Annotated in this window: 13 protein-coding genes; 8 read left to right on the top strand and 5 right to left on the bottom strand. The window is 46.9% G+C overall.

Annotated elements, in window-relative coordinates:
* Position 1: 1 nt before the first annotated feature.
* The 5 genes from D0C36_RS05100 to D0C36_RS05080 all read right to left on the bottom strand — a co-directional run bounded on the left by D0C36_RS05100 (position 2) and on the right by D0C36_RS05080 (position 8895).
* Entirely contained in the window at positions 2–3286 is a 3285-nt protein-coding gene (locus D0C36_RS05100; RefSeq protein WP_117390469.1) for an efflux RND transporter permease subunit, read from the bottom strand.
* 9 nt (positions 3287–3295) lie between these two features.
* Positions 3296–4690 (bottom strand): TolC family protein, encoded by a 1395-nt coding sequence (locus D0C36_RS05095; RefSeq protein WP_117390468.1) that lies wholly within the window; start codon positions 4688–4690, stop codon positions 3296–3298.
* Positions 4691–4812: 122 nt separating this feature from the next.
* A complete protein-coding gene (locus D0C36_RS05090) occupies positions 4813–6138 on the bottom strand; it encodes a sensor histidine kinase (RefSeq protein WP_117390467.1) in 1326 nt (441 codons plus the stop codon).
* A complete protein-coding gene (locus D0C36_RS05085; protein WP_233524417.1) occupies positions 6135–6875 on the bottom strand; it encodes a response regulator transcription factor in 741 nt (246 codons plus the stop codon). Before D0C36_RS05085 ends, D0C36_RS05090 begins: the two co-directional genes overlap by 4 nt.
* A 28-nt stretch (positions 6876–6903) precedes the next feature.
* On the bottom strand, positions 6904–8895 hold the full coding sequence (locus D0C36_RS05080; protein WP_117390466.1) for a sialate O-acetylesterase: 1992 nt from the start codon (positions 8893–8895) through the stop codon (positions 6904–6906).
* 204 nt (positions 8896–9099) lie between these two features.
* Between D0C36_RS05080 and D0C36_RS05075 the strand changes: the two genes are divergently transcribed.
* The 8 genes from D0C36_RS05075 to D0C36_RS05040 all read left to right on the top strand — a co-directional run bounded on the left by D0C36_RS05075 (position 9100) and on the right by D0C36_RS05040 (position 21831).
* Entirely contained in the window at positions 9100–10293 is a 1194-nt protein-coding gene (locus D0C36_RS05075) for a DUF4185 domain-containing protein (protein WP_117390465.1), read from the top strand.
* Positions 10294–10401: 108 nt separating this feature from the next.
* On the top strand, positions 10402–11187 hold the full coding sequence (locus D0C36_RS05070; RefSeq protein ID WP_117390464.1) for an SGNH/GDSL hydrolase family protein: 786 nt from the start codon (positions 10402–10404) through the stop codon (positions 11185–11187).
* A 33-nt stretch (positions 11188–11220) separates the two neighbouring features.
* Complete coding sequence (locus D0C36_RS05065; RefSeq protein ID WP_117390463.1) at positions 11221–12642, top strand: SGNH/GDSL hydrolase family protein; 1422 nt, start codon at positions 11221–11223, stop codon at positions 12640–12642.
* On the top strand, positions 12623–15151 hold the full coding sequence (locus tag D0C36_RS05060) for a glycoside hydrolase family 38 C-terminal domain-containing protein (RefSeq protein WP_199501967.1): 2529 nt from the start codon (positions 12623–12625) through the stop codon (positions 15149–15151). Before D0C36_RS05065 ends, D0C36_RS05060 begins: the two co-directional genes overlap by 20 nt.
* A 108-nt stretch (positions 15152–15259) precedes the next feature.
* Positions 15260–17572 (top strand): GH92 family glycosyl hydrolase, encoded by a 2313-nt coding sequence (locus D0C36_RS05055; RefSeq protein ID WP_117390461.1) that lies wholly within the window; start codon positions 15260–15262, stop codon positions 17570–17572.
* Positions 17573–17631: 59 nt separating this feature from the next.
* Positions 17632–19044, top strand: a complete 1413-nt coding sequence (locus tag D0C36_RS05050; protein WP_199501966.1) for an SGNH/GDSL hydrolase family protein — start codon at positions 17632–17634, stop codon at positions 19042–19044.
* 7 nt (positions 19045–19051) lie between these two features.
* Positions 19052–19879: an alpha/beta hydrolase gene (locus tag D0C36_RS05045; RefSeq protein ID WP_117390460.1), complete on the top strand. Its 828-nt coding sequence runs from the start codon at positions 19052–19054 to the stop codon at positions 19877–19879.
* A gap of 221 nt (positions 19880–20100) precedes the next feature.
* On the top strand, positions 20101–21831 hold the full coding sequence (locus tag D0C36_RS05040) for a RagB/SusD family nutrient uptake outer membrane protein (RefSeq protein ID WP_117390459.1): 1731 nt from the start codon (positions 20101–20103) through the stop codon (positions 21829–21831).
* Positions 21832–21833 lie beyond the last annotated feature (2 nt).

Raw genomic sequence — 21833 nt, 5'->3', positions numbered from 1 at the left:
ATTAGTGAGTGACAGGAGTGTTTGTGTTGATATAAAATTTACTTTCTTCGTCTTCAGGGTCGAGTGATACGCTTTGTGTAGTAGCATTACCCTGGCCCCATGCAAACGCCAGCGGCAGGATAAACAATGCTGCAAAGGTAGAAGCTATAAGGCCGCCCACAACAGCACGGCCAAGCGGCGACGACTGGTCGCCGGCCTCGCCTAAACCGCTTGCCATAGGTATCATACCCACAACCATTGCCAGGGCGGTCATCACAATAGGGCGCATACGCAGGGCCGCAGCTTCTTTGGCCGATTGCAGCGCGTTACCGTTATGCTTGCGCAATTGCTCGGCATTGGTAATGAGCAGCACCGCGTTGGAGATGGATACACCTACCGACATGATCATACCCATGTATGATTGCAGGTTCAATGTAGACCCGCAAATGATCAGCAACAACAACGAACCCAGTATTACCGCCGGAACGGTTACCAGTACGACGCCTGATACTTTGAACGACTGGAAATTGGCCGCCAGCATCAGGAAGATCACCACAATGGCAACGATCAATCCGTTCTCCAAACTGCTCATGGTATCGCCAAGGGTTTGGGTTAAACCTATCATTTCCACATTTAAACCGCGCGGCAGTTCGCCAAGGGCGTTGATGGCTTTCTGTACATCTTTTGATGCCGAACCCAGATCGTGGTTATTTAAGTTGGCTGTTACCGATAGTACCGGCATGGCACCTAAGTTATCATTTTCGCCGTAGGTAGTACCGGGGGTGATGGTGGCAACGTCGCTTAGTACAGGGCGATCAGAGTTGCGCAGGATAGGGGTTTCGCCTATATCATTAATGCTGCTCATTTTAGCCTCAGGTACCTGGATCTGCACACTGTAGCTGTAACCTGTCTTTTCATCTATCCAGATATTTTTCTCGGTATAACGTGATGATGAGGTAGAGGCGATCAGTGAACGTGATATATCGCTCATATCCACCCCTAATTGTGCCGCACGTTGGCGGTCAACTTCTACCTTGATAGACGGGTATTTGGTTGACTGGCCCAACTGCACATCGCGCAGGTAATCTATCTTTTGCAACTGAGCTATCAGTTTATTAGCGTATTCTTCGTTCAGTTGTTTGTTACGACCGGAGATCCTTACCTCAACCGGGGTAGGAGAACCCTGGCTCAGGATCTTATCCGTAAGCTCTATCGGCTCAAAAGATAGTTTCAGATCAGGCATTTCCTTGCTTACTTTAGCGCGGATCTTCTCTTTCAGCTCATCCAGATTTGGGTGATAATCTTCCTTCAGGGCAACTTGTATAATGGCCTCATGCGGTTGCGCCATCCATAAGAAAATAGGGCTTATGGAGAATAATGCCGGGTGAGAACCTACATAGGCCGAACTGATGGCCACATTCTCGGGCCCGGTTATACTGCTGATGGCATTGATGGTTGCCAGCGTCTTTTTCTCTGTTGATTCGATACGGGTACCCTCAGCAGCACGAATACGAAGCTGGAACTGCCCGCCGTTTACCTTAGGCAACACGTCGCGGCCAATGGTGTTCATCATAAAGCCTGCGGCAATAACAGTTATCAATAAATAACCGATAACAATAGGCTTGCGGAAAGGTACCATCCTGTCAATAAAGCGCATGTAGCTCATGCGAATGCGTTCAAAGCGGCTTATCTTGCCATCGCGGTTGCTGTCTGCACGTTCAACCAACTGGCCTTTTTGTGCCCAGGTATCGTGTTCGCCTTGGGCGTCCAGACCGGCTGCTGCAAACTCTTCGGCATCGGTCATTTCCTGACCGTCTGGTTTATGGTGATGTTTAATTTTCATCAGCCAGTTAGCCATTACCGGTACAAAAGTTTGCGCCAGGAAGTAAGAAATGATCATACTGAAACCGATAGCCAATGCCAGCGGCAGGAACAATGAACCCGGGATGCCGCCCATACTGAATGCCGGCGCGAAAACCGCCAGGATACAGAACAGGATGAGTAATTTAGGGAAGGCGATCTCCTTACAGGCATCCCAAATAGCCAGGGCCTTGGGCTTACCCATATCAAAGTGCTGGTGAATATTTTCAATGGTTACCGTACTCTCATCCACCAAGATCCCGATAGCCAGCGCAAGGCCGCTCAAGGTCATGATGTTGATGGTTTGCCCGAACAGACTGAGGAACAATACCGCCGAAATGATAGCGATAGGGATGGTTAAGATAACGATACAGGCACCGCGCACGTCGCCAAGGAACATGAGTACCATTAAACCGGTTAGTAAGGCACCAATGCCACCCTCGGTCAATAAGCTTTTTACAGAGTTAATTACATAGGTAGACTGGTCAAACTCGTAGCTCAGTTTCACATCCTCTGGCAATTGCGCCTGCATCTTTGGAAGCGATGCTTTTAGCTTTTGTACCACTTCCCAGGTTGATGCATCGGCACTTTTGGCAATGTTCAGGTAAACCGAACGACGGCCGTTTACCAGTGCATAGCCAGATGTTACGTCGGCACCATCTTCAACCGTAGCTACATCTTTTAGGTAAAGGTTTTGCACACCGCCTTTAAACAGCGGGATATCTTCAAAGTCTTTAATGTTATGTTCTGTAGTATTGGTTGGGGTGATATAGTTTTTATCGCCTACACGTACGTTACCTGATGGCGCAGTTAGGTTGTTCACACGTAAAGCTTCTATCAATTGGTCGGGCGTTAAGTTGTGTGATCTTAGCTGTTGCGGGTCAACCTTAATTACTACGGTACGCACGTTACCACCAAATGGCGGCGGGCCAACCAAACCCGGTATTTGTGTGAAGGATGCACGTACGTAAACGTTGGCCAGGTCGGCAAGTTCATTATTACTGCGTTTGTTGCTGCTTAATACTATCTGGCCTACAGGCAGGGTAGAAGCATCAAACCTGATAATAAACGGCGGGTTTGAGCCGGGTGGGAAAATTGCCTGGGCACGGTTAGAGAAAGCACTCACCTCGGCAGCGGCCTGGGCCATGTTGGTGCCGGGATAAAAGCTTATCTTCATCAGGGTAAGGCCCTGTATGTTTTTAGTCTCGATGCTTTTTACACCGTTCACAAACAACAATACGTTAACGTATTGCTTACCAAACATGGCTTCCATTTGCGACGGGGTGTAGCCCGAGAATGGGTGCGAAAGGTAGATAACGGGCAGATCGAGCTTAGGGAAAATATCAACCTTTATAGTAGTGGCCGATTTGATGCCGAAGAACAGCATACCGGCAACCAGCACCATAATGGTGATAGGTTTACGCAGCGCAAAACGAATTAAATTCATCAGTATATATTATAGTTCATTTACAAAAAGGTTCAGATCGCCGGTGGCGGCAGCTTTCAACAGCAGGGCCTGCCATACATTATTGTAGGCTATGTCGCGATCGGTCTCGGCGCGGATAAGTGCGTAACGGGCCTGGGTAACATCAACCAGGTTGGTTAGCCCGTTTTTATACAGTACCGATTTTTGCAACCACGCATCGCCGGCAGCTTTAATTTGCACGGGAACCTCGCGGTAGTTGGTAAGGGCGTTCACAATTTTCTTGTCAGACAGGTTTACCTGTGCGGTAAGTTCCTGGCGGGCAAGGCTATATTCATCATTTAAACCTGCACTGATAAGGCGTTGTGCTTTTACCTGCTTAGCCACACGGAAGGGCTGCGTAAAGTTCCAGCTGATGCCAACACCTACCAGATAGTTTGAACGGGTTGGGTTAACGCCATCCCAGTAGTTACCGCTGTAAGCCGTTTGGTCTGTTATATAATTACTGCTGAAACCAGAACCTCTTGATTGGAACACACCCTGCAGCGAGAAAGTAGGGTAGCTGAATGTACGCAGGTAGTCGGCTTGCTTATCGCTAACTGCAATGCGGCTTTTGTAGTAATCCAGAACGGGGTGTTTGGCCGATACACTGTCTGATGCAGTAGCACCTGCAATATCAGCAGGGATACGCGAGGTGAAGGTGGTATCTAACGCGAAATCTGCGCTCTGCGAGCCTATCAGCACAGCTAATGTCTTAGCTTGTTCCTGCTCGGCATTCAGCGCCTGTACCAGTAATATTTTAGCACCCGAGATCTCGGCGTTGGCCTGTGATGAATCTACACCGGCTATCAAACCACCTTTTGCGCGGGCAAGCACCACAAAGCGTGAGGTATCTGCACGTAACAGGTTCTTGCGGTATGATGTGGTGATGCGTTGTGCTGCAACCAAATTCAAGTAAGCCGCAGCCACTTTAATTTTTTGTTGGAAAATCTCCTGTTGGTAATCGTTGTTATCGCGTTGGGCAACAGCCTGGGCAGCACGTACACGGTCGCGGGCACGGCCAAAGGCAAAGAAATCCCAGTTCATGTTGGCCAGGTACAAGGCACCAAATGCGGCGTTCCAGTTCTGTTTAGCCAGCGCCGGGCCCGATGAGGCTACTGCACCGCCAAATGCATAAAGCGGTCCGTTTTGCCCGTTAATGGTACCGTAGGCTTGCTCCACACCCAAATTAAGGTTGGGCAGGTATTCGCGTTTGGCCTGGTCTACACCAGCTTTTGATGCGTTGGCATAGTTGGCCTTGGCTTTAATGGTACCGTAGTTGTCGGTGGCCATTTGCAGGGCCTCTTTTAAACTGAGATGTTGCTGTGCTTTTGCACTATCTGCCAGCAGAAAGGCAGATGCTAAAACTAAAAGGGATAGTTGTTTCATTTACTTCAAAAAAGCGCCGTTAATCGATCGATTAACGCAAGGCAAGACTACCGCTACTTTTTGAAGCAATTTTGAAGTACTGTTACAGAATTGGCAGAATGTTTGGGTTTATGACAAAAAGATTACGCAATAGCAGGCTCATTGTTAAAAAATGTCTCCTCAACGGCTACTGTTTCTGTCTGCGTAACAGCTTCGTTACTAAAGTCTACCCGTAAAATATGTTCCTGATTTTCGTAGCTGTAATTTACCTCAAAATTATTCACAGAACAGATCTGCTGAACAATGGATAAACCCAACCCTACACTATCGGCGCACTGGTTTGATTTTTTGAAACGCTGGAACAGCATTGCCGGGTCAACCTCAGGCGCAAGGCCGGGGTTTTTAACAGTAAGTTGGGTAGTAGTTAACGTGATATCGATGTACCCGTCAGGGTCATTGTAGCGGATGGCATTGCTCAACAAGTTGTTCAACAGTATCTCTGCCAGAACGGGGTGTATCTGCAACGGAATATTGCTGCCGATGTGGTTGCGCAACTCAATGCCTTTTACCTCAAGGTGTGGCTCAAGAGCTTTTACCATATCCTTGGCAATACGGCAGAATTTAACCATCTCGGTGGTCTGATATTCAGAGTTATTCAATTTGGTAAGCAGAAGGAGAGAGCGGTTAATTTTTACCAACTTCTCTATCGAATATTGCATATCGCCTATCAATTGGGCTTGTTCGGCGTTTATTTCGGTCTCTGACAAAAGTTCAAGTTTGGTGCGCATAACAGCAAGTGGTGTTTGCACTTCGTGCGATGCATTCTCACTGAACTCTTTCACGGCGGCATATTCTTTTACGGCTCTGTCGGTCATGTTTTGCAGAAAGCTGTTCAGCTCTTTAAATTCGGCGGTAGAGGTAGGGGCTAAAACCAGTTTCTCCTTACTGCCAAGTGTAAATTGTTCTATGCTTCTTAGGGTTTGTTTAAACGACGACAGGATGTATTTTGAAACCAGCCTGCCGCTGATGAGCACGCTAAGCGTGATCAAACCCATTTTCCAGGCCAGTGCGTACACCATCCCCATAATGATCTGTTTGCCCTGGGTAACGTAATTATAGGTGGATACCGCGTAAACCTTATTGTTGATGTTGTAGTACGAGGTAACATCCATGCGGCACTCATCACGCTTTAGCTCGGCGTTGTAGAAATTATAGTTCCGGCTTTGCATTTTAACGGCAGGCATGGCTGCAACCTGCTTAACAGTTATGGGCCTGTCGAGGATGTATTGGTGAGGTGGCTGACCGGCTTTCAGTTGTTCGGCAACTTTATCGGTAACGTCTTTTAGGCGGGTTATTTCGGCCTTGTTGATGTTGCCTTTTATGCTGCGGTATGATATGATCATGGTGAACGGTGTTACCACGAACACCACACCCATTATCCAGTAAGTGAGCTTGTTAATTAACTTCATTGTGCTTCCTCTGCTCCTTTAAAGCGGTACCCTAATCCGTACACGGTATCAATATAATCGGTACCGTTCAACTGCGATATTTTGCGCCTTAAATTTTTAACGTGCTGATAAACAAAGTCTAAATTATCTAAATTATCTGTATAATCTCCCCAAAGGTGGGTAGCAATAGCTTGTTTTGACAATACCCTGTTTTTATTCACCACAAAATACATTAGCAGGTCAAATTCCTTGCGGGTAATATCCAGTAACTGGTTGTTGATGTAGGCCTGCAAAGTATCTGTATTCAGGTTTATCTCGTTAAAGCTGATGATGTTGTTGTTGGTTGCCGCAGGGTTTTTACGGCGATAAATGGCACGCAGGCGCGCATGCAGTTCGGTAAGGTGGAAGGGTTTAGTAATGTAATCGTCGGCGCCACCTTCAAGGCCCTTGATTTTATCGTCAAGCGCTTCCTTGGCCGAGATGATAAGCACCCCGCTTGGGATATTTTCCTGCTTAATGAGTTTTAACAGATCGAGGCCGTTACCATCGGGCAGCATAATATCCAGCAGTACGCAGTCGTAATCTACCGAAAGTAGTTTATCACGTGCTTTAGCATAAGTATCGGCCAGTTCGCAGGTATAGCCCTCACGCACCAAAAAATCGTGAATGCTGGCACCAAGCCTCGGGTTATCTTCAAGCACAAGTACTTTCATCGGCACAAATATAAAATGCAATTCTGAAACAAATCTGAATTGCATTTTATAGATGGGTTTAAGGTGCTTTGGTTTAAAGTCTTATATCTTTCCAGTCATCAGTTTTAAATGGCGATGCAGGCAGGCCGGCTTTATTATAAAGCGTACCATCCGGGTTGTTTTGCCAATCGTACCGCACGGCAACAGGTTGCGCCACATCGGGGCTACTTACGGTAACATTATTTCCGTTGATGACCGCCTTAGCAGGATAGAATTTCTTATCATCACCCGCTACAAAAAAGCCTTTTAACTCCGTTGAGTTTTTGCTCATTAAACCGTTTGCATGGCTAAAGCTCAATTCAACATCTTTTCCATTTATCTTTTTAGATGACAGTGTAGGGCCGCTGTATTCCACTTGCTCATTGTAGTCTTTTGCTAACGCGATAAGCGCCAATCGTAAGCCCACGTCCTGTTTATTATGCGGATGGATATTTCCACCCTCGCCAATATCAATGGTCACTGCCATGCCGGTGTTTGGTACTGCCAGCGTGCCGGTTTGTGCGAAACGAAGCTCCGGCCAGTCCGCAACAGGTGGCTGATCTTTACAGTCGTAATTGGCTATCTGCACAAAATAAAAAGGCATGTTAGAGTTGTTGAACTTGCTGCGCCAATCTTTTATCAGCAGCGGGAACAGTGTTTTGTACTGCTCGGCCCTGTCGGCATTACTTTCGCCCTGGTACCATATCACACCTTTAAAAGTAAGGGGCAGGATAGGTGCTATCATGGCATTATAGATCAATGTTGGCCTGTTGGGTGTATTAGCATGCACAGGTGGTTGCTCCAGTTTGATCAACGGTACAGCTTGCTGGTAAGTCCACTCGCCCGCGATATCTAAAGTTTTTGACGGATCATTAGCCAATTGCAAGTTCAGCGGCCCTTTGTTGATGCCGCCCAAGCCGCCGTTATCAAACACGCGTACGGCTATTACATTTTTGCCCGCCTTAACCAGGTTGCCCGGTACAGTGTAGTTGCGCGGGTAAAAGAACTGTTCTGTATGGCCAACTTCCTGTCCGGTAAAAAAGCTCACATCGTAGTCGTCAATGCCGGTTAAGTTCAGCTTAAGGTCTTTTCCGGCCCAGTCTGCAGGCACATTCACCACCTTGCGGAACCACATAGTACCATCATAATTTGCAACGCCTGCCTGTTCCCAAAAATTCGGTAACTGCATTTTAGGCCACGCGCTGTCGTTAAAATCAGCCTGTGCCCAGGTTGCGTTGGTGCCTGTAAAGCCCGGGTCGCCGGTCATGCTGCGGTTTATCCACTGGCGCACCTCGTTTTTGTAACGGGCATCAATATCCGCTTGCGTTAATCCGCCTTCGGCAGTTTTCACAAATTCGGCAAACTCAGGCATGCTTTTAAGCGATGTGCCGCTGGTCCAGGCCTCTGCAACAGTACCGCCCCAGTTGTCGTTTATCAAACCGATGGGGATATGTTTCTCATCGTAGATCTTTTTAGCAAAGAAGTAGGCTACCGCAGAGAAATCTTTAACCGTTTCAGAATTACACTCGCGCCAAGCCCATTTCACTGGCACTTCCTGCTGAGGTTGAAAGGCTGTTTTGTTGTCTATCTTGATCATGCGGATGGCGCTGTATTTAGCTGCATCCTTAGTTTCCTGTTCCACGTTGTTAACACCGCCGTAGCCGTTGCCCACGGTCATCTCCATGTTCGACTGGCCCGAGCACAGCCACACATCACCGATAAGTACATTATTTAGTGTAAGTTTCTCGCCATCATCAAACGCTATCTGGTAGGGGCCGCCGTAAGCAGGAGTAGCAACCTTAGCCGTCCATTTGCCGTCGGCAGCAACTTTTACCTGGTATTTGTGCTTGTCCCAGGTTGGTACAATAGTTAGCTGGCTATTGGGTTTGGCCGTACCCCAGATGTTGGCTTTTGCCTTTTGCTGCAGCACCATGTTATCGGTAAAGCAACCGGCAGGCACCACCTTTGCCGAAGCAGATAGAGTAAGCAGAGACAAGGCCAGTGCCGCTGCTCCATAAAATCCTTTAATTTGGTAAGCGTTCATCATAATTCAGAGAGAGTGAAATGAGCGATGTTTATATTGGTTTTCTGTCCGCAATATAATAAAAACGATTTAGCTTGTATTTAAATTGCTATTTATTAAGTTTTTTTATAGATTGAACCCCGAAAAAGAACACTGTCTGATGTGCTCTTAAGCATTAGAAACGCTTTTTTTAATTATAAACTGATTTAAACCAATAACATTATCCCCATGATGTCTTTACGCCTGCAAGTATCGTGTTTGTTGTTAACCTGTGCTACAAGCGCAATGGCGCAGCAAAAAGTGCCGTCGTTAGATGAGCGATCGGTAAAATTTACAGTTGAGGCTGATACTGCCTGGTCGGGCGTGCTGAAACGTACGCATGGCTGGTTTGGTGCCGATGGTATTTATTCTATCCCCCTAAATGGTGCCGAGGCAAAAGCAGCAGGCCAGCGCGATAAAACTTTGTTCATTTTTAGTGATACCATGATAGGCGAGGTAAAGGATGGTACCATGCAGGATGGTTACAAAATGATCCATAATTCTACCGCGCTGCTTACTGGTGGCAAGCCGGATGCAAAACAGATGGAATTTTTCTGGAAGAAAGCAGCCAATGGCGAAGCAGAATCAGTATTTGCTCCCCAAACACAAAAAACAAAAGAGGGCGACTATTACTGGCTGGGCGACGGCTTTGTAAATAAAGAAGGCGATGGCTCTGTATATATCTTCGGGTATCGCATGCACAATGTGAGCGATGAGGCTTTTGGTTTCAGGGAGATAGGCAACACGCTTATCAAACTGAAAACCAGTGAAGCGCCAACGTTTAAAACCGTTAAACAAATGGATTCGCCGTTTTACCTGGCCGATAAAGAGGGGAACGGGGTAGGCTCGTTTGGTGCGGGCATTTACGCCAATACCAAAAGTGCGGGCGCAAAAAATCCAGATGGTTATATATATGTATATGGCGTGCGCGATTGGGCGAAGAACCTTGTGGTTGCCCGCGTATTGCCAAAAGATTTTGAAACTTATACAAAATGGCAGTTCTGGGATGGCAAAGCCTGGGTAGCCGAAATGGACAAAGTAGCCAATATTACCGACCGAGCCTCGAACGAGTTAAGTGTTATCCAACTGGCCGATGGCCGCTATGCCATGATATTCCAGGTGGATGCTATGAGCCATATTATAGGTATGCGCCTCGCCAATAACCTAACCGGCCCATGGGGACCTGTCATTAAAGTATGGGATTGCAAACCCGACCTGATCAAGAGTACTTTTGTGGTGTACAACGCAAAGGCGCATCCAACGCTATCTGGCACTAATGATCTGCTGATCAGTTATAACATCAACTCGCTCGATTTTATAAACGACCTGAAGATCCACCCGCAATTGTACCGCCCGCGTTTTATCCGTTTAAAGTTCCAGTAAAACATTGCAACCAAATTGTGACCATTAACCTTTAAAATAAGTTTGCTAAAACAATTTAGTTGTTTATATTTGACTATCTAACCGATTATAGACCTTTATTAAATAGCCATGTTTAACCTTAAGAAATTTAAAGGCGGCAAATTGCTGCTTTGCCTGCTGCTGGCTGCAGCTACCCAGGCACACGCTCAACAAACAGATGAGCAAAAGAAAACCGAAGAGCAAAAGAAAGCTGAGGCCTGGGCAAACTTCCAGAAGATGATAGAAGAGCGCATCCATAAAGATTGGGCATGGATGAAACGCTATGAAGAAGATAACGCCAAACTACCAGCACCCGCGGCCGGGGAAAAGCGTGTGGTTTTCATGGGCAACTCCATCACCGAAGGCTGGATCAATACCGACCCTGATTTTTTCAAAGGTAAATCTTATGTGAACAGGGGGATAGGCGGCCAAACTACGCCGCAAATGTTGGTGCGTTTCCGCGAGGATGTGATCAATCTTAAACCTAAAGTAGTGGTGATCCTGGCGGGTATCAATGATATCGCCGAAAATACCGGCCCTTCAAAAATTGAGAACGTGGCGGGTAACATCTTTTCCATGGCCGAACTGGCGAAAGTTGCGGGCATCAAAGTGGTTTTCTCATCGGTTATTCCTGCAAAAGCTTTTCCGTGGCACCCTGGTTTAGACCCGCGCGAACCTATTGCTAAATTGAACGCGATGCTGAAAGAGTACGCCACCAAAAATCATTTAGGCTATATCGACTATTATTCGGCTATGGTAGGTCCTGAAAAAGAGCTTAAGCAGGAGCTGTGTGTAGATGGTGTTCACCCCAACATGGCGGGATACAAAATAATGGAGCCCCTTGCCGAACAGGAAATTAAGAAAGCCTTGAAATAGGCTTTTATTTTTGATCAATCGCTAAATCGATTTATGTATAAACGTTTAACGCTGGCCTTTTTGCTGGCGGCATCTTTTACCGCAACCCGCAGCATCGCGCAGCAAATAAAACCTTTTAAAGCCGGCGACAGGGTGGTATTCACGGGCAACAGTATCACCGATGGCGGGCATTTTCACTCGTACATTTGGCTGTATTACATGACCCGGATGCCCAACATGCGTATCGACTGTTTCAATGCTGGCATCGGCGGCGATGTAGCCAAACAGATAGATGAACGCCTGGACGATGATGTATTTGCGCATCACCCAACCGTAATGACATTGAGCTTCGGCATGAACGACACCGGTTACCAGTGGTACAAAGGTGCCAAGGCCGATTCTAATTATAAGGCCAACATCGAACGCTCGTACCAAAGTTTCCAAAGCATCCAACAGCATCTAAAGACTCACCCAGAGGTTCGCAAGATCATGCTGGGTTCAACACCCTATGATGAGGCTGTTAAGATCAAATTCATAGCGCTTTATAAGAAGAACGAGGCTATCCAAAAGGTGATCGATTTTCAAAAGAAAGCTGCCGAAGCCAATAAATGGGAGTTCTACAGTTTTAATGAGCCCATGCAAGCCATTAACCAGCAACAACAAAAACGCGACACCGCGTTCACTATGGAAGGCACCGACCGCATCCACCCAACAAACGACGGCCACATGGTGATGGCCTACCTTTTCCTGAAAGCGCAGGGCCTTGCCGGTAAAAAGGTGGCGGATGTTGCCATCGATATAAAAAGTAAAAATGTAAAAGCGGAGAATTGCCAGGTAAGCAACCTCATTACCAAAGCAGATGGTTTAAGCTATATTTATAAAGCAAATGCTTTGCCTTATCCGGTTGATACGCTGCCAAGAGGCGGGGGCAATCAACCGCGCTCGCAGGCAGATGGTTTAAAACTGGTGCCCTTTCAACAGGAGTTTAACCAGGAGTTGGTGCAGGTGAAAGGCCTATCATCGCAAACCAATTACGCACTCAGGATCGATGGCAAGGATCTGGGTACGCGTACCGGTGCTGAACTGTCGCAGGGGATAAACCTGGCCGATATATCAGCCACACCTCAATACCAGCAAGCCCTTGCAGTAATGCATCTAAACGAAGAACGCTGGGCAACCGAGCGCCGCCTGCGCGAGTACTGGTGGCTGCAATACTCTATAATGAAACCGCACGGTCTGCTGCATAACGATGGCGAAGCAACGGTAGATTCGCTTCAGAAATACGCTAAAAAAGATTTCTTTGTGGCTGCCACGCTGAACACCTATTATAAGGCACGCCTTAAACCCGTGCGCGATGCCTGGCAGAAAGAAATGGACCTGCTTACTAACCAAATTTACCTGATAAACCGCCCCGTTGCACGTAAAGTGGAGATAACCGCGGTAAACCAACAGCAACATGTACTTACGCAGAAATAGAAAGTTTAAAGCATTATTAACCGGTATTATGCTATCGGCAGGGTTAAGCGCGTCGGCGCAGCAGGCTTGGTATATCGATGGCTACCACGGCGGTGTTTGGGGCCATTACCCCGACTGGAATACCCGCTTTATGGTGGATATGCTGAATAAGCAGCCCTTCTGGAAAATAAACCTCGAGATTGAACCCGAGACCTGGGACAGGGCATCGAAAGTTGACCCGAAGGCTTTTGCAGAGTTCGCGGCGCTGATGAAAGATCAGTCGGCCAATGGGCGGATAGAATATGTTAGTCCGGCTTACGGGCAGCCTTATATGTACAATATTGAAGGCGAAAGCATTATCAGGCAGTTAGGTTATGGTATGCAGAAACTGCGCGGGTATTTCCCCGGCATAAAGTTCAGCAGTTACTCGTCTGAGGAGCCATGTTTTACAAATGCCCTGCCGGGGATCCTGAGTTCGTACGGCTTTAAATATGCATCGTTAAAGAACCCCAATACATGTTTTGGTGGTTACACCCGTGCCTTTGGCGGCGAATTGGTGAACTGGATTGGTCCTGATGGCAGCACTATCATCGCCTCGCCACGTTATGCGGTTGAGGAACTGGAGCCAAAATCAACCTGGCAAACCATTGCCTGGAATAACTCGCCTAAATACATCAACGCTGCCCGCAAATATGGTATGGCCAACCCCATAGGTATGACCCTGCAGGATGCGGGCTGGAAAGGCGGCCCTTTCCTGGGCAAGGCGGATAGCGCAGGCCAAAAAAATACTTACACCACCTGGCGCAACTATTTTGAAACGGTTGTACCAAAAGATAAACGCACAGATTGGAAGGTTAGCCAGGAAGATATTCTGGTGAGCTTGGTTTGGGGATCGCAGGTGACGCAGAAAATTGCACAACGCGTGCGTGCTGCCGAGAACAATATTTTAAGGGCCGAGAAAGTTGCCGTTATCAATAAACTAACCAACGGGGCGGCGTGGCCGTCTGCCTCGGTCGACAGTGCGTGGCGCACACTATTGCTATCCCAACACCACGATTGCTGGATAGTGCCCTACAACGGTAGTAAAGGCGATACCTGGGCAGATAAAGTGATCAGCTGGACGGGTAATACCAATCACCTCTCAGATGATATTACTAATGGTTCATCGCTCTCAAAAGGTAATTCCGTGACTGTTTTAAATACGCAGGGCAAAGGCAGAACGGGTTTGGTGACTGTCGCTATCCCGTCGCAATTGCAGGGTAAGAACATTGTGATAAAAAATGCAGCGGGTAAGACGGTTGCTTCACAAATGGTAAAAGATAGCTTGCTGATCAACGCATCTGTCCCTGCTTTTGGCTATCAGACCTATAGTTTGGCAGAAGGTGGCGCAAAGACCTCTAAAAGCATCGGTACAAAATTGAACGATGGTAAAATACAGTTAGAATCAGATCTATACAAACTCATCATCGACCCCAAAAAGGGCGGCAGCATTACCAGCCTTATCTTTAAAAAGTATGGTAAGGAGATGGTAGATAAAGCTAACCGTAATGGCTTTAACACCCTGCGCGGTAATTTTTATAATGATGGCGGGTTGAAAAAGTCTATGGATGAAGCGGCACAGGTAGAGGTAATTGAGAATGGTGCCCTACGCTCTGTTGTACAGGTGAAGGGAACCATCGCCGGTACGGCATTTACGCAGACCATCGCCCTGTCGCAAGGCTCGTCGGTGGTAGATCTGCAGGTAAATATCGACTGGAAAAAGAATGTTGGGGTAGGTGAGGATGTTGACCGCAAGAACTATAAATGGACGGATTATAAAAAGCCTTTTTATAACGATAGCAACAAACTGGTAACCGTTTTCCCGCTGAACCTGGCCGGACAAAAAGTTTACAAGAACGCCCCGTTTGAGGTGACTGAGAGTAAACTGAAAAATACATTCTTTAATAGCTGGGACGGCATCAAAAACAACGTTATCCTAAACTGGGTTGATGTGACGGATACCCGCGGAGAATACGGCATGGCACTGCTTACCGACCATACCACCAGCTACACGCATGGTGAGAACTTCCCACTTGGTTTGGTTACCCAATACTCGGGCATGGGGCTTTGGGGCAGAGATTATTTTACTGATGGCCCTACAACCATCCGTTACGCCATAGTGCCGCATAAAGGTACATGGGATAAAGCAGGCATTTGGTCGCTTTCTGCAGGATGGAACGAACCTTTGAAAGCGGTACTTGGCAATGGTGCTGCTGACACGCGCTCATTGATAGATGCGGATAACTCGGGGCTTAGCCTGTCATCCGCCACTGCAGGTGCAGGATATGTGGATATCCGTTTTTTTAATGCTGAAGGCATCAGCGGAACGAAGAGCATCATTACGAAATTTAAGTTCAAAACAGCCGGTCTGGTTGAGTTGGATGGAAGGGTAGTGAAGCAACTACAACCCGCCAAAACAACAGGCGATAGTAAACAGCTAAGTTTTGATGTGCCTAAGATGGGTTTCCGTACGGTGAGGTTCCAATTGTAGCCTGCAAATTTTCAATCAATTGAAATAAATTTTGCTAAAACGTTTTAATTGATAAATTTGTGTTCGCCAATTATGGGAGTTTTTGGCTCCCTTACCTGATACGAACTGATGAAACTTAAATATCTTTTAGCTTTTTCTGCCGCTTTTTTGTGCAGTGCTTCGGTTTATGCGCAGGCACCTGCAGGTTATGTTAACCCTTTTATAGGGGCCAGTACAAGCACCGCTGCCGCTGGTGTTTACCATGGTTTAGGCAAAACGTTCCCTGGTGCCGATGTGCCTTTCGGCATGGTGCAGGTTAGCCCCAATACTATTACCGGCGGCGATAATGCGCCGGGCTACAGTCACGAGCATACCAGCATTGAAGGTTTCGCTTTTACGCAGATGAGCGGCGCAGGCTGGGGTGGTGATCTGGGAAATTTCCTGGTGATGCCTACCACAGGCAAACTGCACACCAGTGCAGGTACGCTGAAGAATCCCGTTGGTGGATACCGCAGCGGGTTTATTAAATCAACAGAAAAAGCGTTGGCGGGTTACTATTCGGTAGCGCTTGCCAATAAAGTAAAAGCCGAGATGACGGTTGCGCCGCATAGCGGCATTTTGCGTTTTACCTTCCCGCAAAACAAACAATCGCGCATGCAGATAGATTTGGCCCGCAGGGTAGGCGGCACCTCGTCATTACAATATGTTAAGGTGATAAACGACCACACCATTGAGGGTTGGATGAAATGCACGCCCGATGGCGGCGGCTGGGGCAACGGCGAAGGCCATGCCGATTACACCGTTTATTTCCATGCTGAGTTTAGCAAGCCATTAAAGAACTATGGCATCTGGAGCGCCGATATCCCTAACGACTGGGCCCGCAAGCTGGAAGATGTAACATCAGCCAAATACCAGGCCCGCGTTGCGCAGGCAACCGTTTTAAAAGGTGCTAAAGAGAAAGAAGGCAAACATTTGGGTTTCTATACCGAGTTTACCACCAAAGCCAACGAAGCGGTATTGATGAAAGCCGGTATCTCATTCGTTAGCGTTGAAGGCGCACGTAATAACCTGGCAAAAGAGATTACGAATTGGAACTTTGATGCTGTGCATCAAAAGGCTGTAGCTTTATGGAACGCGGCCTTATCTAAAGTTAAAATAGAGGGTGGCACCCGCGAGGAGAAAGTAGTTTTCTACACGGCTATGTACCACAGCATGCTCGATCCTCGTATTATTACCGATGTTGACGGCCAGTACCCGGGTGGCGATGGCAAAGCGCACCATTCAACAGCATTTAAAAAACGCACCATATTTAGCGGCTGGGATGTTTTCCGCAGCCAGATGCCGCTGCAAAGCATCATCAACCCAAGCCTGGTTAATGATGAGATCAACTCGCTCGTTACCCTTGCACAGGAAAAAGACCGCAATTATCTGGAACGTTGGGAGCTTTTAAACGCCTATAGCGGCTGTATGCTGGGCAACCCCGCCGTATCGGTAATTGCCGATGCGTACGCGAAAGGTATCCGCGGGTATGATCTGCAGAAGGCTTATGAACTGTCAGCAAATTCAGTTGAGAAATTTGGCAACGGCGAAAAAGGCTTCACGCCCGAGCCATTGAGCATTTCTTACACCTTAGAGTATGCTTATACCGATTGGTGTGCCGCGCAATTAGCCAAAGCAGCAGGTGACGATAAGGGCTACGAAAAATACATGGCCCGCTCGGCATCGTACAAAAACATATTTGATAACGATAAAGGCTGGTTTAGGCCTAAAGATAAGGACGGCAACTGGTTGCCATGGCCTGCCGAAGGCCGTTTGAAGCAGTGGTACGGCAGTATCGAGAGTAACCCATATCAGCAGGGCTGGTTTGTTCCGCAGGATGTAGACGGTATGGTAAAACTGATGGGCGGCAAGGCAAAAGTAATTGCCGATCTGGAAAGCTTCTTTGCCAAAACGCCTCAGGATATGATGTGGAACGATTACTACAACCACGCCAATGAACCCGTGCATCACGTGCCATACCTGTTTAACCGATTGGGGACGCCATGGCTAACCCAGAAATGGACACGCGCTATCTGCGCCCGCGCTTACCACAACAGTGTTGAAGGTTTGGTAGGTAACGAAGATGTTGGCCAGATGTCGGCGTGGTATATCCTTTCGGCCATGGGCTTGCACCCTGTTTGCCCGGGCGATACAAGGCAGGAAATTACCAGTCCGGTTTTTAATAAAGTGACCGTTGCGCTGGATAGCAAGTACGCAAAAGGCAAAAGCTTTACCATCATCGCACAAAATAACTCGGCCAAAAATGTGTACATACAAAGTGCCGAGCTTAACGGCAAGCCTTACCACAAGTGCTTTATTGATTATGCCGATATCACTGCCGGCGGTACGCTGAAACTGGTAATGGGCAGTACGCCGTCAAAAACCTGGGGAATATTAAACTAAACCAAAATGATCAGCATTGGCTGCTCAGATAAAATAACTAAAACGATTAACCGGATAAAGTGAAAAAGAGATCGGGATTTTGGAAAAGAACGCTGCTATGCGCAGGGGCGGCTTTAATGAGCGTGGGGGCAAGCGCGCAATCACAAAATGTGGCCCCGTTTAAAAACGGCGATAGGGTAGCTTTTGTAGGCAACAGCATTACCGATGGCGGGCATTACCACTCGTATATATGGCTGTATTACATGACGCACTTCCCCGAAATGCGTATTACTTGCTACAACATTGGTATTGGTGGCGATGTTGCCAGGCAAATAGCCCGCCGGTTTGATACCGATGTGATGGTGCATCACCCAACGGTGTTAACCCTTTCATGGGGTATGAATGATACGGGGTATTTTGAGTGGTTTCGTGACGATGCACAGCAAACCTTGCAAAACCGTTTAGATACCTCATATAAATACTACCACCAGATAGAGGCGAAATTGTTAAAGCACCCTGAGATAAAACCCATCCTTATTGCGTCGTCGCCTTATGATGAGTTTACTTATGCTACGCCAAACAATATTTACCGTGGCAAAAGCGCAGCATTGTTAAAAGTGGCCGAGTTTCAGCAACAGGCTGCCCAAAAGAACAACTGGGGTTTTGTGGATTTTAACCGCCCCATGACCGAGATAAACAAACGCGAGCAGGTGAAAAATCCGGCTTATAGTTTAACACCTAATGATCGTATCCACCCGGATAACGATGGCCACATGGTGATGGCTTATCTTTTTCTTAAAGCACAGGGCTTGGCTAACAAACCTGTTGCGGATGTTGAGCTTGATGCTGCATCTAAGCAAATATTAAAGGCCGATAACAGCAAGATCAGCAAAGTAACCGGCGATGTCAACAACATCACTTTTGATTACCTGGCAAAATCATTGCCTTATCCGTTAGATACCGTTTCGCATGGTTGGGGCAACAAACGCCGCCAGTCAGAAGCTGTGAAAGTAGCGCCTATTATTCAGGAACTGGATCGCGAGATGCTAACAGTTAAAAATCTGCAAAGCGGCAGCTATCAGTTAAGTATTGACGGAGAGAAGATAGGGGCATGGTCTGCAGACCAACTGGGCCGGGGTATTAACCTTGCCGAGCAAACTGCTACGCCGCAATACCAGCAGGCCATGCAGGTAATGCACCTGAACGAGGAACGCTGGGAAATTGAGCGCCGCCTGCGCAACCATGCGTTTATGGAATATAACGTATTGCTGGAGCGCGGCCTGCTTAATGCCGATAATCGTGCGGCGATGGACACCGTTAACGTGCGCGCTAAGAAAGACATTTTTGTTGCTGGCAATAAACCAAGCTATCTACTATCTCAGTATAAAAATATCAGGGAAGCCTGGCAGATGGAGCAGGATGTATTGGTAAACCAGATCTACAAAATAAACAAGCCTGTAACCCGCAAAATATCATTAACACGTATCAACTAAACCTACAATGCTTAAGCAAATAATACAAAAACTGATCATTTTACCGGCACTTTGCCTTTTCTTAAACGCACAGGCCGCAAAGGTTGATACGGTTACGGTACACAGCCAGATCATGAACCGTGATATTAAAGCGGTAGTGATCACTCCAGCCAAATATTCAAAGAAAGCTAATTACCCGGTAGTTTACTTGCTGCACGGCTTTAGCGGCAACTATGCCGATTGGATAAGCAAAGACCCTGCGGTTGCCGGCCTTGCCGATAGGTATAACTGCCTGATAGTTTGCCCCGATGGTGCTTTTGCCAGCTGGTATATCGATAGCCCGGTAAATAGTTACTGGATGTTTGATACTTATGTATCTAAAGAACTGGTGGCTTACATCGACAGTCATTTTTCAACCGTAAAAGATCGCACCGGCAGGGCTATCACCGGTTTAAGTATGGGCGGGCACGGTGCAATCACTATGGGGATTAATCACCAGGACGTTTATGGCGCGGTAGGCTCTATGAGCGGATGTATGGATCTGCGCCCGTATAAAAATGATTTTGCTATTAAGCAGATATTAGGCGAGTATGATAAAGACCCTAAAAGCTGGTTAGACCATAGTGCTACCGGCATGGTAGGTAAGCTAAAGCCAGGCGCATTAAAGATAATTTTTGACTGTGGCAGCGACGATTTTTTTGCAGGGATAAATAACGCCTTCCATCAGCAACTGCTTGATGCTAAGATACCTCATGATTACACTGTAAGGCCGGGTGGGCACACCTGGGAGTATTGGAGTAACTCTGTTAATTATCAGATGTTGTTCTTTCAAAGATACTTTAATAAGCTAAACTGATTTAGTGGGTTGCAATCTTAGTATTTTAAGCCGTTTATAATTGAAAATCTTCTAAAAAAACGGCTTTGAATTAAAAATTTGTAAAAAGTTGCATTATTTACAATAATCCTCTTAAAAAGTTTGCTAAATCGTTTTTATAGATTAAATTTGATATACCAATTATAACCAACTAAGGGTGAGCCTTTACCTGCCGGTTGTTAGTACCTTGATTAAATTATGATATGAAGAAACTCTACAAATTTGTCTTCTTATTTGCGGCAGGGTTTGCTCTTTTCTCTTGTAAAAAGGGAGATTTTTTGGGGCAGACACAAACTACCGACCTTACAGAGCAGGCGGTATTTAGCGATAGTACAAAAACTATTGCCTTCCTGTCTAACATCTATTCTAAAATAGGATTTAGTGAGGATTCCAAGAGGTTTACCAATGGTGGCCTTGATATAGCATCAGACGAGGCTGAGCCTTATGATAACAGTGCCACCACCCCGATTGCATTTGCCAACGGTTCGGTTGATGCCAACACGGTTTCTGACGATGCTTATAACACTTGTTACACACAAATAAGGTCTGTAAACGTGTTTATGAAAAACTTGCCGAAGGCGCCGCTTAAACAGCTAACTAAAACCCAGGTGCTTGCCGAGGCGCGTTTTTTGCGGGCGTGGTATTACTCTATCTTGTTAAAGCATTATGGCGGCGTAGTACTTGTTGGCGATACTGTTTATAACTATAACGATAAGGTTAGCGCAAAGCGCGCGTCATTTGATGAATGCGTAAATTATATCGTCTCAGAGTGTGACGAGGCTGCCAAGATACTGCCGCCTGTACAAACAGCATTAACTTACGGCCGTGCATCGGGCGGTGCTTGTAAGGCTTTAAAAATGCGCGTTTTGCTGTACTCGGCAAGCCCTTTATTTAACCCCGAGAATACCTCTGTAGAGATGCCTTATAACATGGCCGGCGGTAACCAGGAATTGAAAAAGTTGCTTGGACACGTTACACCGTCGCAACTGCGTTGGGATACGGCAGCGGCTGCAGCAAAAGCAGTTATGGATCAAGGTACATACAAGCTTGAAGAAAATAATGCATCTCCTGGTTATGGTTTCCAGTATGTGTTTACACAACGCTATAATAACGAGTATATCTTCCAGGTAATGAAAGGTAATAACAACGACCTGGAAAGCCTTTATCTGCCGCCATCCCGTGGTGGTAAGGGTGGTGGTTTCCCTTACCAGGAGTTTGTAGATGCTTTCCAGATGGCAAATGGTAAAGATATTACCGATCCGGCGTCTGGTTATGATCCTAATAAACCGTATGATGGCAGAGACCCGCGCCTGGCATACTCCGTACTTCGCGATCAATCTACCTGGATCACCAATAGCTCACTTACACAAACACCGATAAATATTTATACCGTTAACGGGCAGGGTGTAGGCCTCGATGCCATTTATTCGGGTACTAAAACAGGCTATTATGGCGCTAAAATGCTTGATCCGGCGGCTGTGCCTAACTCATTCAACAGTACTACACGTTGCATCCCCTTGATAAGGTATGCCGAGGTATTGTTAAGTTACGCAGAAGCTATAAATGAATCGCAAGGCCCTGCACAGGCTTACGCACCTATCGAGGCTATAAGAAAACGTGCCGGCCTTGTTCCGTTTGCGTTGCCAACAGGCTTAAATAAAGATCAAATGCGCAAGGTTATACAGCACGAGCGCCGTATTGAGCTTGCATTTGAAGGCCACCGTTTTTGGGATGTGCGCCGTTGGTTATTGGGCGATACACAAAATGCCCAGTTTACAGGTATGGAGATACAGCGCGATGGTGCAGGTAATTTAAAAGCATACAAACGCGTAAATGTGCGTAAACATGGTTTTAAAGGTGCTTTATACTTGTGGCCGCTGCCCGCAGCTGAGGTTGCAAAATCAAAAGAAACGCTTCAAAACCCTGGTTATTAAAT

Origin of the sequence: Mucilaginibacter conchicola, from assembly GCF_003432115.1 — a bacterium.
GTDB lineage: Bacteria > Bacteroidota > Bacteroidia > Sphingobacteriales > Sphingobacteriaceae > Mucilaginibacter > Mucilaginibacter conchicola.
The sequence above is the reverse complement of the archived record's forward strand: the minus strand, read 5'-3'. Positions and strand labels throughout refer to the sequence as shown.